The sequence below is a fragment of the Paenibacillus sp. GXUN7292 genome (assembly GCF_050864975.1).
Taxonomy (GTDB): domain Bacteria; phylum Bacillota; class Bacilli; order Paenibacillales; family Paenibacillaceae; genus Pristimantibacillus.
The window spans coordinates 14,374-29,879 of the sequence record NZ_JBOZWO010000022.1; the positions used below are offsets into that span (position 1 = coordinate 14,374).

Genomic DNA, 15,506 nt, shown 5'->3' on the forward strand with positions numbered 1-15,506 from the left:
GATTAAAGTGATGTAGACTAATTTAGAATTCATACTTAATAAAAATAGAAAGAGAAATAGAGACAGCGACTGATTATGCTAAAAGGGGAGTTCGTGAAATGATAGTAAAGAGGAAGTTTTTGTACAAGATGCTGACCTTTTTTATTATTATTGTTTTGCTTTATTCGATCATCACATCATCGATTATTTTTTACAAAAGCTATCAAATGCTCGACGCGCAGAACAACCACAATCACCAGCTCTACATAGACCAAAACAGCAACTATGCAGACTACAAATTTCGTACTGCAATGGAGTTTGTTTATAAAGCTTCTACCATGCAAAGCGTGATCGATTATCGGTATAGCGATCATACAAACTACCTTAATGTTGCAAACCTTTACAATGACCTGATTGAGCAGCTGCGCGGCTTCGGTCAGCTGGGGTTTACGCTCGGCGTTTCTAAGCTTACAGATGATTTGATCATTACGGGTACAGGAACATTCAGCATTAAACATTACTTGGATGATCTAGGAATTCGGCCTGCTGCCCTTGAACAATTTCAACAGCAGCAAAATGAAGCCTTGGCTACAGGAACCTATGTTGTTCCGCAGTCGCAAATGACAGCACCGGGCAGAATTGTCCTGATCCATCAGACCGTAAACTCCAAGCTCGACCCTCTTTACTTCTTTATCGTTGTTGACAGCGTTTCCTTGCTGCCCAAAACAATCGATCAACCGGAGGGCAATTTTTATTTGTACACAGATGAAATGATTACTTCTTATACAAATAATCAAAATTTGAATCCCGTTATTTTACAGCGGACCGATATGCTGAACGTACCATCTGATCAGCATCATATAAAAATAGGTTCAACGATCAACTATATTCATCATTCCAAGCTGGTACCGAATTTACACTACGTATACATTAGCGAGCTGACTACTTTTAGCACGATCTTTTTTGCTTTATGGAAAACCGCCTTGTTCCCTAGCGTGCTGCTTCTGCTAATCGGATTGATCATTGCCTATATGGCTACCAGATCAAGCTATAAGCCAATCCGGCAGCTGCTGCAATTTTTGGATGAGCATAATAAGGCTAGAGTAAAAACAGGCAGCAAAACATCTGAAGGCAGTGATCAAGCTGCTGCCCTTCCATCTTTGGAGAAATCGCGAAGCCAATTACAAATAAACCAAATTCATGAACTCGCTTACATTCAATCCAGTATTGAACAAATCTATTCTCTTAACCACGCGCTGCAAAATAAACTCGATCATTCTGTCGTGCATTTGCGGGAGGATTTTTTCCGAAAGGTTATTTATGGGATCGCGAGCGAGGAATTTATAAACGATAATATAGCTGCCCTGCAGCTAGAAGCATTTCAAGAGCGGCTGAATATGGTGCTGTTTGAGTGTGAAGGGCTGGAAGCTCTGCATGAAACCGTTCCGGTGCCTAACCTATCGGCTATTTTCCATTCGATAATTAAAGAGAAGTTACAACATGAAGAGCACTTTTTTGTACTGCCGCTGGACCGCAATAAATATTGTGTTATTTTCCATGGTTTGAATGCGGATCAGCTTAAGGAAACGTCCGAGCATATGATAAGCAGCGTCGAAAGCAATTTGGCTTTGGATATCACCGCTTGCCTATCAGAAACCTATTCGCTGACCGAGCTCACATCCGCGCTGCAGGAGCTGCTTCGTTTAAGCAATTATCAATATGCTGCCGTAAGCAAAATCATCACATCAGAAGGTGTAAAGCATGTCGAGGAAGTCGCCTGCTATTATCCGATCGAGGTTGAAAATTTACTTCTTAACTATGTAAATACGAACGACCTGGGAAAAGCCTATGAGCTGCTTGGCAATTTAATAGAAGAAAACGAAAAGCAAAATATGCTGGGCCCGGCCAATCTGTCGAGCTTGAAGCATTCGCTTTTGACTACGTTCAAGCGCTGCTTGAATACCAACAATAAGACATTGAATCAATTTATGAAACAATATCCGAACGCGCTCGACGAGTTTATGGATAGCACTTCAGGAAAGTTTTCGGAGAAAGCTTTCGGCCTGTTCGAACAAATATTCAACTATTGCAACAAAGATAAATTCAGCCTGGAAAGCTCAACTGCGTCGCAAATCTTTATTTATATCCACCAGCATTTTGATAAGGATCTATCCCTTACTGATATCGCGGAGCATTTCAATTTGTCGGAAAGCTATGTAAGCAAGCTGCTGAAAAACTCATTGGACATTAACTTTAAGCAGTACGTAAATACGTTGAAGGTTAAAAGAGCCAAGGAGCTGCTCAACCAAAAGACATACAAGGTGCATGAAGTAGCAGCTATTGTCGGCTGTAATAATACGAATACGTTTATACGAATTTTTAAACAGTATATCGGCGTGTCGCCTGGCGAATATTTGAAAAATTTAGGCTGATGACAAGAAAGAGTGATGAAAGGTGCGCAAAGACAAGCTCGAAAACTATGACTATGAAGTTGAAAAATAATTCTAACGAAGCTGGCAAGCGCTATTTCGACGAAAACAGCTTTTAAATTGTAACGAAGATTAGCTACCCTATATGTGAACAAACCACGTTTTTAGGTAGCTTTTGCCCCAATAAGGCCGTCAAGCTTCGTTAGATTTCTATTCAAGCATTTTTGGTTTAATAGCACTTCTGGTCCCCGCTAGATGGTCAGTCATTCCGCTATTTGGCCCAAAACCGCAGTTTTGAGGAGGTAAAATGACAGACGTTCCGCTATTGGTCAATAAATCGAAGAAAAAGTCCCATTTAGAGACGAATAGCGGAATGTGTGTCCGCGAAATGAAGAAAATGGCGGTTTTTAGGCAAATAACGGAACGTGTGACCATGTACATTCATCTTGGGCAAATAGCCAGCAATTTTGCACCTTTGAGCGTATCACGATTTTTTACGATATATTGATTTTTTGCTATTTTAACGATTTGGCAGGCTGCAGTGTCATTTTTGACGATCATTATAAATACTGGCGATTGTTTGCGCTTCCCTACACCGCTACAATAAAGTCGATCATATCGATACTAGATTGCTAGAGAGGGGTATTTCGTTGACACAAACAATGGAGCAGCAAATGGATTGGATGAATGACGCTTATTCGCAAGCCCTAATCAAAATAAATCGTTTAAACGAAAAAATCGGAGCAAGCTTTCCTCATGTTTGCTTGGATGGCAATTATAACTGCGAGGACGCCTCCTTCTGGACATCCGGTTTTTGGGGCGGTCTGCTATGGCTTGCCTATCGTGAAACGAAGGAAGAAGCCTTGCGGGAAACAGCTGAGCTTATTGAGCAAAAGCTGAATGTGCCTTTGCAGCAATTTTATGACATTCACCATGATGTCGGCTTTATGTATTTGCCAACCTCTGTTATCAACTATCAGCTAAGCGGCAATGAGGAATCCCGCCGGATGGGTCTTATCGCAGCGAGTCATCTTGCAGGCAGATTCAATTTGAGCGGCCAGTTTATTCGGGCATGGACAGACCGCGTTGATCCAAACAGCACAGGCTGGGCTATTATTGATTGCCTTATGAATTTGCCGCTTCTATTCTGGGCGTCGAAGGAAGAGAACGATCCTCGCTTCAAGCAAATCGCAGTCGCACATGCCAATACGGTGCTTAAGCAATTTGTTCGCGACGATTGGACCGTTCCGCATATCGTAAGCTTTAACCCGGAAACTGGAGAGAAAATAGAAAACCTTGGCGGACAAGGTCTCGGACCTGATTCCGCGTGGTCCAGAGGGCAAGCGTGGGCTATTTATGGATTTGCTATTGCTGCGCGGGAAACTGGTGATCAAGCGTATGTAACAGCTTCTAAAAACATCGCCAACTACTTCCTCTCTCATCTGCCTGAGGATAAGGTTCCTTATTGGGATTTCCGTACGGCAGATAAGGACAAGCATGTGCGTGACTCTACTGCTGCCGCTTGTACGGCAAGCGGGCTGATCGAGCTTAGCAAGTTGATAGAGGATGAAACGGAAGCCAGCTTCTACTACGAGAGCGCCATTGCTATTTTGAAAGGCTTGTACGACAACTATGCTGATTTCAGCGATGGACAGGACGCCATTCTGACTAAAGGCACCGTTTCTTACCCGGTGAATCGTCATGTGAACGTGCCGATTATTTATGGCGATTATTACTTCCTTGAGGCTCTAGTGAAGCTGAGAGGGCAGCAGGGCTTGTTCTAGAACTAGAACTGGGGCAATTCACATCTGAGCAGTACTGTTACAGCAAGCAGGGGCTGGTTCACGAGCAAAAGTCGTAATGCCATTTGATTAGAATTGTAACGGAACTGAGAGGCTCTATTTAGCAATAAGAAGGTGTTTTAAAACTGTAACGGAACTGTGGAGCGCTATAGGTGATCTTTTCCCCGTTTAGGTAGTGATTTTGAGTAAATAAGGTCTCTCAGTTGCTTTAGATTTTAAAATAAGCTGATTTCCGTACAATAGCGTGTCTAAGTTCCGTTAGCGTTTTTCAACGGCCCAAATAAGCAATAAGCCCCGTCCATTCGCCTGGCTCTCTCAGCAAATGTACAGGGGCTTTGCTTATCTCAAATTATAACCCGGCCCAAACATCCTTGGCATAGCGTCCTTCCTGCTGCAGATCATTCAGCCATCTGCCGGCTTCTTCTTCGCTCACATGGTGAGTTTCTTGGTAAGATGCTTGCAATACGCGTTCTACATCGGGAGCCATGCGGCTTCCGTCTCCGCAAATGTACAGCTTGCCACCTTGATCCAGCAAAGCAATCATTTCCTGAGCATTTTCGCGCAGCAGATGCTGGACATACGTCTTCTCCGTCCCTTCTGCCCGTGAAAATGCCGTGTGCATCGTTACGAGCCCCTCTTGCTGGAACTGCTCCATTTCATCGTGATAGATTTGATCGAGACTATTGCGGCATCCAAAGTACAAATAGGCTTTACCAAGCGTTTTTCCTTCCTGCTTCATGGAACGCCGAGCCTGCAAAAAACCTCTAAACGGAGCAAGCCCCGTTCCCGGACCGATCATAATAATTGGCGTTTCCGGATTTTCAGGCAGCCTAAAGCCAGAATCTGGCTTGCTAATAAATATAGCGATGTCATCTCCAAGCTTGCGTCCAGCCAAATAATTCGAAGCAACGCCATAGTATTCGCCGCTGCCGCTTTTTGCAGCGCCGCGCACAACGCTTACGGTAATGCTGACCCGCTCCTTGCTTGCCCTAGGAGAGCTTGAGATCGAGTAATACCGTGCTCTTAGAGGCGGAAGCAGCTCTACAAATCTTTCGAACGGCAGCTCGCATGCCGGATACTGCTCCAGCAAATCCAGCATGCTTACCCGTTTTGACAGGATATCGTCGCGGTAAGCCTCTTCATCCAGCAAAGCCTCTAATTGTTTTTTATGAGGCGGACATGTCGTGAAGGCAGCTAACTCGCGAAGCTGGGCACGAGTGGCCGCCTCCTGCAATTCCAAGCTATTGCTGAGCAGGTCATAAATGCTTATTGGACGATCTAGCGGCAAATGCGCAGCGCTGCGCCCGCTGGCGCTAATAATGAGATGATCGCTGCCCTGCAGCCCGTAGCGGTTGAGTACGCGCCCTACTATCGCCGGATTATTTTTGGGAATGACACCAAGATGATCGCCCTCTTCATAATCCGTGCCTTCCGGCAAAGCAATCTCGATATGCCTTGTACTGCGTTCACTGCCTTCGGCCTGCAGTTCCCTGTTATCCGTTACGGTTGCAAGAAAAGCGCCATGGTTCTGTGCGAGCGGGCTGCCAATCAAGCCGCTAACAAATTGCACGCTTAGCGTGCTGCGTTCCTGCTGCGGTACTGCTTGAATTTTCAGTCCTAATGCATGCAGAGCTTCCGGCCATAGCCGCTCATTCCATTCCTCGACCTGCTTCTCGAAATCTCCGCTGGCATCCGACTCTCCGCGAACAGCGATCCGCTCTGCTCCTTTGGCAGCTAGCTGATCATCGATAAATCGCGGAATATGCTGATAGGTGCTGGCCCAATTGTGATCGCCGCAGCCAAATACTGCATAGCGCACGCCTTTCAGCTCGCCTTGCCCGACTCCATCCAGCCATTGCACAAACTCGCGCGCATTGCTTGGCGGCTTGCCGTTATAAGAGGCGCTAACAATAAAGACAGCTCCTGATTTGGGCAGCTTGCCCGTATACTCGTTGAGCGGCGCAACCTCGCTTTGAAAGCCTTGGTAACGCGCTGTATCCGCGATCTCTCTAGCAATCCCTTCAGCTGTGCCCATATTAGAGCCATAGAGCACAAGCAGCGGTGTATTATGAGTTTCTATCGACGGCATCGCTGCCTGCGCCTTATTCGTCTTCTTCGTTTCCTTTACTGCTGTTTCAGCTGGAGAAAACATTAAGCTCTGCGCTCCGCGCGGGCGGACACGCATTTTGAAATCTTCCGGCTTCAACGTCAGCGATTCCTTCACCTTCAGCTGATAATCGGTATGGTCGATAATTTCGAAATATCGAAGCACCATGCCGAGCACTAGCGTCGCTTCCTGAAGGGCAAACTGCTGCCCGATGCAGGCACGTTGACCATTCCCGAACGGCTTGTAAGCATCGTATGGAATAAGACTCGGATCTTCAAAGCGCTCAGGGCGGAACTCCTCCGCATCTTCTCCCCAAACCCCGGTATCCCGATGCAGCTTAGGAATCAGTACGGTTACGCTTTCCCCTTTTTTTAACGGATATTTTCCTGCAAGCAGCGTATCCTCTTTTGCATACAAAGAAAATGCCGGTGCTGTCGGCCATAAACGAAGGGATTCATTAAGAATCATTCGGATGTACTTCAGCTCCCGAACCTGGGTATAGCTCGGGATAGGGTCAGTTAGAACCTGGTCCACCTCTTCATAGGCCTTTTTCAGCTTATCCGGGTTTTTCAGAAGATAATAGAGCGCGAAGGACAGCAAGCCGCTTGTCGTTTCATGACCGGCAATGAGAAAGGTAATAATCTGGTAGCGAATATTTTCATCATCCAACGGGTCTCCCGTTTCCGGATCCTTTCCGCTCAGCATATGCCCGAGCAGATCATCCCCTCCCGTTTCTCCATGAGCCTTTCGTTCAGCAATGATCGTATCAACCAACGAGTACATACCCTCGATGTCATGCTTGAATTGCCGCTTCGTAATAACCATCAGCTTATCTTGAATGCCGAGACGCTGCAATTGATTCATCGCTTCGCTCAGCGCCCGGATCATGCTCGTTATGAAAGGATGAGGCTGTTCGCGGTAAAAGCTGTTAAAGCGATAATTAAAGCCGCAAAGGCCGATCGTGTCCAAGGTCAGACGAGTCATATCCTCAGGCACGTCTATGCTTTCATCGGGATTGAGGCGCGCCCATCTTTGGATGAGCTGAACGGCAATATCCACCATCATGTCATGGTAACCGCGCATGGCGGATTGACTAAAGCTGGGAAGTAAAATATTGTGTGCTTTTTGCCAATTCAATTCACTTGTTTCGCTAGTGAACAAGCCGTCCCCTGCGAAAGCGCGAACCTTCTGCAAGGGAGCCCATATATTTTTGTCAAACCGGGATTCGTCGCATGCATCAGCCACCAAATCATGTCCAGAAATAAACAATTCTGTTCGGCCGGGAAAGTCCATTCGAAATATCGGGCCAAATTCATTCGCCAGCTTAACGATGGATTGAAGCGGCTGATCCAAATCCATTAATGGGAGATTTCCTAATGGTCCATATGTTTTTGGCTGTGGAATCATTGTCATACTAATCATTTCCTCCTTTGGTCATGATTAGTATGAGATTCGAACGGCGTCCTTATCCGCTACTCACATCCACTTTATTGTGCCATATACCATTCATTCATAGCATCAATTGCTGCTTTACCACCTTTTGCGTTGAACTCAGTGACAAATTTCACATCTTTATTAATCGCAAACTCCTCGTCCAATCAAGCCCTCATCATGCCACTTCTTCATTGTTATCAGAAATTGCTTGTATTCAGGCTGCAGCCAGGCAAATTCTAATTTTCCATCCTTCACGATCGTCGTGGTACCGACATCGTAAGTACTGGCAAACACTTGGAACTGTCCCATAAAGCCGCCAGGATTAGAAGCAGCCGCAGTGAATGGAATTATTCCTTCCGCTTTAATTTTCTTCATCGTATCGTACAAATCATCCATTGTTTTCGGCTCTTGCAAATTTAATTTCTCCAATATGTCCCCTCTGACCAAAAGTCCACTGCCAACCTTTTGTGCTACACGAACAGGAAGGCCGTAAGTAACGCCATGACCATATAAAAAACCGTTTTGATTTGAACGATTCTACTGTCTTCGGAGGAAAATTATTTTTTTGGGGAAAGGGAATATGAATATTGCTAACGCAAGAGGAAAATCGATGGAAACTTGAAGAGGGCTTATAGAAACAGAAAAAAGACTGAAAAAATGGTTAAGGAAATCGTTCAACCAGCTTCCAGCCTCAGTGCAGTTAGAGACGGTTATTTTTATTTGCTGAACCCCCGCTGCCGCATCGCTTCAAACAGCAATACCGTGCTGGCCATCGCCACATTAAGCGATTCGGATTGGCCGGCCATCGGAATAATGATCGTCTCGTCCATCATGCTCTCCACCTCAGCAGACAAGCCTTCGGACTCACTCCCCATCAACAGCCATGTATCCTGCTGCCAATCATAGCTGTAGCAAGTATTCGTCGCCTGCAGACTTGTGCCGACCAGCTTTACGCCTTTGGACTTTGCCTGTGTCAGCAGCTCGCTCAAATCCGCTTCTATAATTGGCAAGTGGAATAAGGAGCCCATCGTTGAACGAACGGTTTTAGGATTATATAGATCAACGCAGCCTTTACCTAGAATAACAGCATGGGCTCCAGCAGCATCTGCGCTGCGGATAATTGTGCCTGCATTGCCCGGATCACGTATGCCATCCAATACGACGACGAGAGATTGCTTTGCAAACAATCTGGCGACATCTGCTTTAAGCTTGCTGACTACCGCAAATACTGGCGGAGTCGTATCGGTGCCAGTGCATTTAGCGATAACAGCAGAGGACGCTTTGACCCATTCCACTCCCGCAGCGGATTCTTTATATATTGGTGTAAGCAATTCAGTCGGAATCCCACGATCCGCATCATATACAATGACAGAAATGGACGCGCCTGATTTTAAAGCTTCCTGTAGCAGATGTACCCCTTCAATAATAAATTGACCGGTTCGGTCACGGTATTTTTTGTCCAGCAAGGAGGACCACTGCTTCACCCTCATGTTATGGGGCGAGGCAATATAGGGATGATTATTTATTGACATGCATGCAGCAACCTTCCGTACATATGATCATTAACAAGGAAAAAACGAGCTGTTTTCCCAGTGAAATATTGAGATACGCTTTATATTTTAACATAATCTGTGCCAATGTTTATGGATGAAACGCTTATTTCCAGGGGATATTAAGAAAGTAAATTTGATTGCTTCAGGAGGTCAATATCCATTGGTCAATATTGATTTGCGTCAAGCTATTTTGTTGCGCGTAAAAGACAAATCAAACAGTGAGCTAAGCGAAATTATCGATGGCTCTGTCGACCATGACGAGCTCGCCCTGCCTGGACTTGGAGTGTTGTTCGAGATGATCTGGAAACAAAGCTCCGAGGCGGAGCAAGGGCATTTGGTCCAGACGCTGTACAAGCATTTGCATCCTGAGAAATAATTCAAGGATTCCAAACTTTCCGTGGAGCAGCGCTGTAAACAATTGTTCCATCAACTATTGTTGTCGAAATCCACGGGATACCCTCGTATTGATCCACTACGATCAGATCAGCATATTTGCCAGGAGCAATCGAGCCAATCTCATGGTCCACTTGCATAGCAATGGCAGGATTGAGAGTAACCATTCGAACAGCTGCTGGCAAATCGTTGACTGTCTGTTCATCTGCCAATTTAAACACAGCTGCCAGCATCGAGGAAGGATGATAATCAGAACAAATAATTTGCGCCGCCTGTTCGCTGATTGCGTCTGCTGCCCGCAAATTTTTGTCATGCGATCCGCCACGTACAATGTTAGGCGCACCAACGCATACCTGCATCCCTTTTTCAGTCGCATACTTGGCTGTTTTCATATTAATTGGAAACTCGCTGATTGCAGCTCCTCTGCTAATCGATGTATCTACCTGCTCAGTAGTATCATCATCATGCGAAGCGATAATTATACCCTGCTGTCTTGCCAAATAAGCAAGCTGCTTCAGTTGGCCCCAGTCAATCTGCTCGCGTCGGTCCATTAAATCCGCAATGATTTCCTGAACCTCATTGACATCCACTCCTTGATTTTTCATTACATATCGCTCGAAGGAACCAGGAGCTCGATATTGTCCCTGGCCAGGAGAATGATCCATAAAGGAAAGCAAATCAATTGTGCGCTCCTTTAAATACTTCTCAACAATAGGCAGCCCGGATAAATAAGAAACCTCGTAGCGTAAATGGATACGGTTGCGTACCATCGAGCGCTGCTTGCGGTATTCGGTAATCGTTTCCACCATTTGAGTCAGCAAATGCTCTCCCCGCACACTTAATCCAACACCAAGCGATAAAGAATGATACATCGTTGTAATGCCGTATAAAGGAAGCTTTCTTTCAAACTCCATCAGCGCCATTTGCAAAGGAAAAATCGTATTGGGACGAGGCTCAACCTCTTTCTCAATCGCATCGCAATGAATATCAATCATGCCAGGCATAACTAATTGATTATGTACGTCAATAATTTCTGCTTCAGGATGCTGATGCAGCCATTCGTCTACTGCGTCCTGATCTTCAATAATACGCTCGATTACTCCGCTGTTGATTGCGATCGCTGCATGTACAACGTCTTGCTCCAATATTAGCCGGCCATTCGTAATTAATACATTTGGGCGTTCTGAATCCATACTCATCCTGCAACCCCCTCCATACAAGAGTTCTAAACTAACTTAAAATGGTCGGTGCCACCTCTATATGGCCATTTGTATATGAAATTTCATACACATTATGCTGAAACGCCTCGAAAATCACAATTGTATATGAAAAATCATACAGAATCGGTCGGTGCCACCTCTAAACGGCCAATTGTATATGAATTTTCATATACATTACGCTGATATGCCTCGAAAATCACAATTGTATATGAAATTTCATACAGAATCGGTCGGTGCCACCTCTATACGGCTAATTGTATATGAAATTTCATACACATTACGCTGAAACGCCTCGAAAATCACAATTGTATATGAAATTTCATACAGAATCGGTCGGTGCCACCTCTAAACTACTTTTAGTCGGCACTTTTCAAGATAGAAGGTTTTTCAACAGTCCGATAAATATTTATATTTTAAATAAGTTTATCATATATGATCATGAATGAAAGCTGCAATATATTACTCTGTTCAAATATAACGATTTCAATTAAAACTGTCGATTATTATGGGCAAGCGTGTGGATTGACTGCCTTCCAATTTTATACTATCGCGAAAAAAAAGCCTGAACAAAAATGTTCGGGCTTTATCTATGCTAAATAAGTTACACCGCTATTTTTCGCTGGTTTCCTTCGGAATAAAGTTGAAAATATCACCTGTCTCAAATGATTCGATCAAGCGCTCCAGCCAGTCGTAATATTTGAGTGCATCTTCAATTTTAGCTTTATCATGCTGAAGGACAGCAACAAAAGAAGCATCGGCGGAATAGTCCTCCATCATCTGATCAATTTCATTGCGGGAGCGTTTAAGAGCTGACATATTTTGCTCAACCGCTTTTCTCCAGCGTATAGAAAAATAATCAGAAAAGTTCTGATGCCAATCAGGCACTACCTCATATAAGTCCTTGCGCGAGCCTTTTCCCCATACTTTGTTAATTAATTTAAGATTTTGCAGGGTACGCATGCCAGTGCTCATTGAGGTTTTGCTCATCCCCATCGTTTCGCTCATCTCGTCGAGCGTAGCAGGATGCTCATTAAAGTACATATGACCATATAAATGTCCAATTGATAGCGTTATGCCGTATAGATCCATATTTTTGCCAATGGAATCAATGACTCTGCTTCGCGTATGCTGCAGCCTTAATAGCTGCTCCTCTGTTAAATTCGCAAGTTCCTTCATGATCTTCCTCCTGAGCCAATCCTTCTTCCTTCCCCATTGTAAGCTACCTTGCACACATAGTAAAGATGGCGTCACTGGTGAAAAAGGGAGTTATCGGGAGCATACTGTACATATAGTACGTAAAGTTAAAACTGTACAAAGTATACGCTCACTCACGCACTTTGACCATTTTCAACCAAATCTTTTACACTTAGGAAGTTGAATTTTTCCACAAGGGGGGAGCAAGAATGAGCATTATTGAAGCCAAGAAGCTGACCAAAATTTTTGGATCCGATCCAAAAAGGGCTATCCCGCTGCTGGATAAAGGCTTATCCAAAGAGAGAATATTAGCAGAAACAAAATTAACAGTAGGAGTAAACCAAGCCAGCTTTTCTATAGAGCCTGGTCAGATCTTTGTCATAATGGGCTTATCTGGAAGCGGTAAGTCTACCCTTGTCCGATTGCTTAATCGCTTGATTGAGCCGACAAGCGGACAGCTTCTATTTAATGGGAAAGATGTTTTGAAAATGTCTTCTGAGCAGCTAAGACAGTTCAGACGCAAAAATGTCGGTATGGTATTCCAAAAATTTGCGCTGTTTCCACATCGGACTGTTATCGAGAATATCGAATACGGTTTGGAGGTGCAGGGCATTGCCAAAAAAGAACGCAGAGAGATGGCGATGCGCTCGCTTGAGCTTGTCGGATTGAAGGGCTGGGAAAACAGCTATCCGGATCAGCTTAGCGGAGGCATGCAGCAGCGTGTCGGCCTTGCTCGAGGGCTAGCCAACGATCCAGAGGTATTGCTGATGGATGAGGCGTTCAGCGCACTTGACCCGCTTATCCGCAAGGATATGCAGGATGAGCTGATCGAGCTGCAATCAAAAATGAAAAAAACGATTGTATTTATTACACATGATTTGGATGAAGCGCTTCGTATTGGCGATCAGATCGCATTGATGAAGGATGGCAGCATCGTTCAAATCGGCACGCCTGAAGAAATCTTAATGAATCCGGCCAACAAATATGTGGAGCGCTTTGTCGAGGACGTAGATTTGTCTAAAGTTTTTACAGCCTCGCATGTCATGGCTAAAGCCGAGACGATAACGCCCGACCGAGGTCCTCGCGTCGCTCTGCAATTTATGCGGGAACGCGGCGTTTCAAGCTTATATGTCGTCGACAAGTCGATGAAAATGCTTGGAGTCGTTACGGCTGAGCAAGCTTCAACAGCAGTAGCGCACAATAATAAGCTAGATGAGGTTATGATAACCGGCGAGGAAATTCCAAGCACCTCAATGGATACGGCTCTAAATGAGCTATTTGAAATAATGGGACAAAAGCTTAACAAGCTGCCTATTGCGGTTGTCGATGACGACGGCAGGCTGCGCGGCGTAGTTATTAAAGGTGCTGTATTCGCTGCACTTGCTGGAAATCAAGATACAGAGGCTGGTGATCATAATGAACCTGCCTAAAATTCCAATCGCTAGCTGGATAGAAGCTTTGGAAAATTGGCTGCAAAGCAATTTTGGGCCATTATTTGATGTATTTCGCATTGCGATCGGCAAAACGGTCAACTCCATTGATGCTGCGCTAAACTTTTTACCGCCTATTGTCATGATTGTATTGTTTGCACTATTAGCGTGGTATCTGGGCAAATGGAAGATGGCGGTGCTCACTGCGCTTGGCCTCCTGCTCATTGAAAATCTGGGGCTTTGGAGCCAAACGATGCAGACGCTTGCGCTCGTAGTAACCGCAGCTTTTATCTCCGTCCTGATCGGAGTTCCGATCGGCATACTATGCTCCCGGAGCAGCAAGGTGCAAAAGATCGTTACGCCTATTCTGGACTTTATGCAGACGATGCCTGCTTTCGTATATTTGCTGCCTGCTATTACCTTCTTCCGGCTTGGCGTCGTACCGGGCGTTATTTCATCGATAATTTTCGCTATTCCGCCAACAATCAGGCTTACCAATCTCGGAATAAGACAAGTGCCTGATGAGCTCATCGAAGCTGCCGATGCATTCGGCTCAACGCCTTCACAGAAGCTGTTCAAGCTGCAATTGCCGCTTGCCATGCCAACCATTATGGCTGGTATTAACCAGACGATTATGCTCTCGCTGTCGATGGTTGTTATTTCCTCCATGATTGGCGCGCAAGGCGTCGGTGCGCTAGTATACCGTTCTGTTACACAAGGCAAGACAGGCGTAGGCTTTGAGGCTGGTCTTGCAATAGTCATACTCGCCATTATTCTGGATCGCATGACACAGAAGGTCATTACGAAGACGAAGGCTCAACGATAACAGCTTCGCCGTTCTCATCTGAGCGGAGAAGGCGCGTTTATCCAAAAAATAATGCTTAACAGGAGTGATCGATTATGAAAAACAAAAAGTGGATAATTTTAATTAGTGCGATTATGGTGCTGGCTTTAGTTGCAGGCTGCTCCTCCTCTGGAGGCGGCGGTTCAAAAAAGGAAATTACACTTGCCTATGTTGCATGGGATTCTGAAATTGCCAGTACAAATGTCGTAAGAGAAGTGCTGGAGCAAAAGCTTGGCTACAAGGTAACGATGCTTCAAGTGGATGCAAGCCCAATGTGGGCAGGTATTGCCAACGGTAGTGCAGATGCGATGGTCGCAGCCTGGCTGCCAACTACGCATGCTGACTTTGCAGAAATGAATAAAGGCAAGTACGAGGATTTAGGAGTTAACCTGACAGGCACGAAGCTGGGCCTAGTTGTTCCTCAATATATGGATATCGACAGTATTGAAGATTTGAAAAATGATGATGTTGCCGCATCATTGAATCATACGATTACAGGTATTGAACCAGGCGCGGGCATGATGGCAACGACTGCTGTTTTGATGGATGAATACGGCCTAACAGACAAATGGACGCTATTGGAAAGCTCCTCCGCTGCTATGACCCAAGAGCTTGAAAGAGCTTATGCGGCTAAAGAACCGATTGTAGTAACAGGCTGGACACCACACTGGAAGTTTGCAAAGATGGATTTGAAATACTTGGATGACCCAAAAGAAATTTACGGTAAAGCCGAAGAGATTCATACTATTGCGCGATTGGATCTCGAAAAGGATCAACCCGAGGCTTATAAGTTTTTGAAAAACTTTAATTGGGAGCCAGCAGATATGGAGAAGGTTATGATCGATATCGCTGATGGTGCAACACCTGAGGCTGCTTCTAAAAAATGGGTCGACGAAAACACAGACAAAGTGGATGCATGGTTGAAATAATGGATAGACAACACTAAACAGCTTTGCCGCTTTAGTCAAAGCGAGCGCTTAGAGTACTTCTCCTAAGCGCTCGCTTTTTTGATTATTTTCAGGCTGTTGAAAAGCTCGTTTGGATTATCTAACGAATGCTGGTTGCGCTATAATACCGATAAAGCTTGTATTAAATTTGTAACGAATCACAGCGTGCTTATT

The 15,506-nt window shown here is 45.0% G+C and carries 11 protein-coding genes; 6 read left to right on the top strand and 5 right to left on the bottom strand.

Annotation, left to right across the window (positions count from 1 at the left end):
* Positions 1-98 precede the first annotated feature (98 nt).
* Both ACRRU2_RS17610 and ACRRU2_RS17615 read left to right on the top strand, forming a co-directional pair.
* Entirely contained in the window at positions 99-2,411 is a 2,313-nt protein-coding gene (locus ACRRU2_RS17610) for a helix-turn-helix transcriptional regulator (RefSeq protein ID WP_432503629.1), read from the top strand.
* A gap of 647 nt (positions 2,412-3,058) precedes the next feature.
* Complete coding sequence (locus ACRRU2_RS17615; protein ID WP_432503631.1) at positions 3,059-4,192, top strand: glycoside hydrolase family 88 protein; 1,134 nt, start codon at positions 3,059-3,061, stop codon at positions 4,190-4,192.
* Positions 4,193-4,559: 367 nt separating this feature from the next.
* On the opposite strand, the gene ACRRU2_RS17620 is transcribed toward ACRRU2_RS17615, so the two are convergent.
* The 3 genes from ACRRU2_RS17620 to ACRRU2_RS17630 all read right to left on the bottom strand — a co-directional run bounded on the left by ACRRU2_RS17620 (position 4,560) and on the right by ACRRU2_RS17630 (position 9,283).
* On the bottom strand, positions 4,560-7,739 hold the full coding sequence (locus ACRRU2_RS17620; protein ID WP_432503633.1) for a bifunctional cytochrome P450/NADPH--P450 reductase: 3,180 nt from the start codon (positions 7,737-7,739) through the stop codon (positions 4,560-4,562).
* Between the two features lie 153 nt (positions 7,740-7,892).
* Entirely contained in the window at positions 7,893-8,180 is a 288-nt protein-coding gene (locus ACRRU2_RS17625) for a hypothetical protein (RefSeq protein WP_432503635.1), read from the bottom strand.
* A 287-nt stretch (positions 8,181-8,467) separates the two neighbouring features.
* Positions 8,468-9,283, bottom strand: a complete 816-nt coding sequence (locus tag ACRRU2_RS17630) for a TrmH family RNA methyltransferase (RefSeq protein WP_432503638.1) — start codon at positions 9,281-9,283, stop codon at positions 8,468-8,470.
* Between the two features lie 181 nt (positions 9,284-9,464).
* On the opposite strand from ACRRU2_RS17630, the gene sspI reads away from it, so the two are divergent.
* Entirely contained in the window at positions 9,465-9,680 is a 216-nt protein-coding gene (sspI, locus tag ACRRU2_RS17635; protein WP_432503640.1) for a small acid-soluble spore protein SspI, read from the top strand.
* 1 nt (position 9,681) lies between these two features.
* Here the strand turns inward: sspI and ACRRU2_RS17640 are convergent, their stop codons facing one another.
* Both ACRRU2_RS17640 and ACRRU2_RS17645 read right to left on the bottom strand, forming a co-directional pair.
* Entirely contained in the window at positions 9,682-10,896 is a 1,215-nt protein-coding gene (locus ACRRU2_RS17640) for an alpha-D-ribose 1-methylphosphonate 5-triphosphate diphosphatase (RefSeq protein WP_432503642.1), read from the bottom strand.
* Positions 10,897-11,526: 630 nt separating this feature from the next.
* Entirely contained in the window at positions 11,527-12,093 is a 567-nt protein-coding gene (locus ACRRU2_RS17645) for a GbsR/MarR family transcriptional regulator (RefSeq protein ID WP_331697289.1), read from the bottom strand.
* A 227-nt stretch (positions 12,094-12,320) separates the two neighbouring features.
* Here ACRRU2_RS17645 and ACRRU2_RS17650 point away from each other — a divergent pair, with 227 nt between their 5' ends.
* From ACRRU2_RS17650 to ACRRU2_RS17660, 3 genes are all read left to right on the top strand, one after another.
* Positions 12,321-13,541 (top strand): quaternary amine ABC transporter ATP-binding protein, encoded by a 1,221-nt coding sequence (locus ACRRU2_RS17650; protein ID WP_331697290.1) that lies wholly within the window; start codon positions 12,321-12,323, stop codon positions 13,539-13,541.
* The gene (locus ACRRU2_RS17655) at positions 13,528-14,367 is read left to right on the top strand and encodes an ABC transporter permease (RefSeq protein WP_331697291.1); all 840 of its coding nucleotides are present in this window, start codon (positions 13,528-13,530) and stop codon (positions 14,365-14,367) included. The genes ACRRU2_RS17650 and ACRRU2_RS17655 overlap by 14 nt, the downstream gene beginning before the upstream one ends.
* A 74-nt stretch (positions 14,368-14,441) precedes the next feature.
* Entirely contained in the window at positions 14,442-15,314 is an 873-nt protein-coding gene (locus ACRRU2_RS17660) for a glycine betaine ABC transporter substrate-binding protein (protein ID WP_331697292.1), read from the top strand.
* Positions 15,315-15,506: the final 192 nt, after the last annotated feature.

Excerpts from the sequence above, each read along its gene's own strand:
- ACRRU2_RS17660 (WP_331697292.1), top strand. The coding sequence starts at position 14,442 with ATGAAAAACAAAAAGTGGATAATTTTAATTAGTGCGATTATGGTGCTG.
- ACRRU2_RS17640 (WP_432503642.1), bottom strand. The coding sequence starts at position 10,896 with ATGAGTATGGATTCAGAACGCCCAAATGTATTAATTACGAATGGCCGG.
- ACRRU2_RS17610 (WP_432503629.1), top strand. The coding sequence starts at position 99 with ATGATAGTAAAGAGGAAGTTTTTGTACAAGATGCTGACCTTTTTTATT.
- ACRRU2_RS17655 (WP_331697291.1), top strand. The coding sequence starts at position 13,528 with ATGAACCTGCCTAAAATTCCAATCGCTAGCTGGATAGAAGCTTTGGAA.
- ACRRU2_RS17650 (WP_331697290.1), top strand. The coding sequence starts at position 12,321 with ATGAGCATTATTGAAGCCAAGAAGCTGACCAAAATTTTTGGATCCGAT.
- ACRRU2_RS17620 (WP_432503633.1), bottom strand. The coding sequence starts at position 7,739 with ATGATTAGTATGACAATGATTCCACAGCCAAAAACATATGGACCATTA.
- ACRRU2_RS17645 (WP_331697289.1), bottom strand. The coding sequence starts at position 12,093 with ATGAAGGAACTTGCGAATTTAACAGAGGAGCAGCTATTAAGGCTGCAG.
- ACRRU2_RS17630 (WP_432503638.1), bottom strand. The coding sequence starts at position 9,283 with ATGTCAATAAATAATCATCCCTATATTGCCTCGCCCCATAACATGAGG.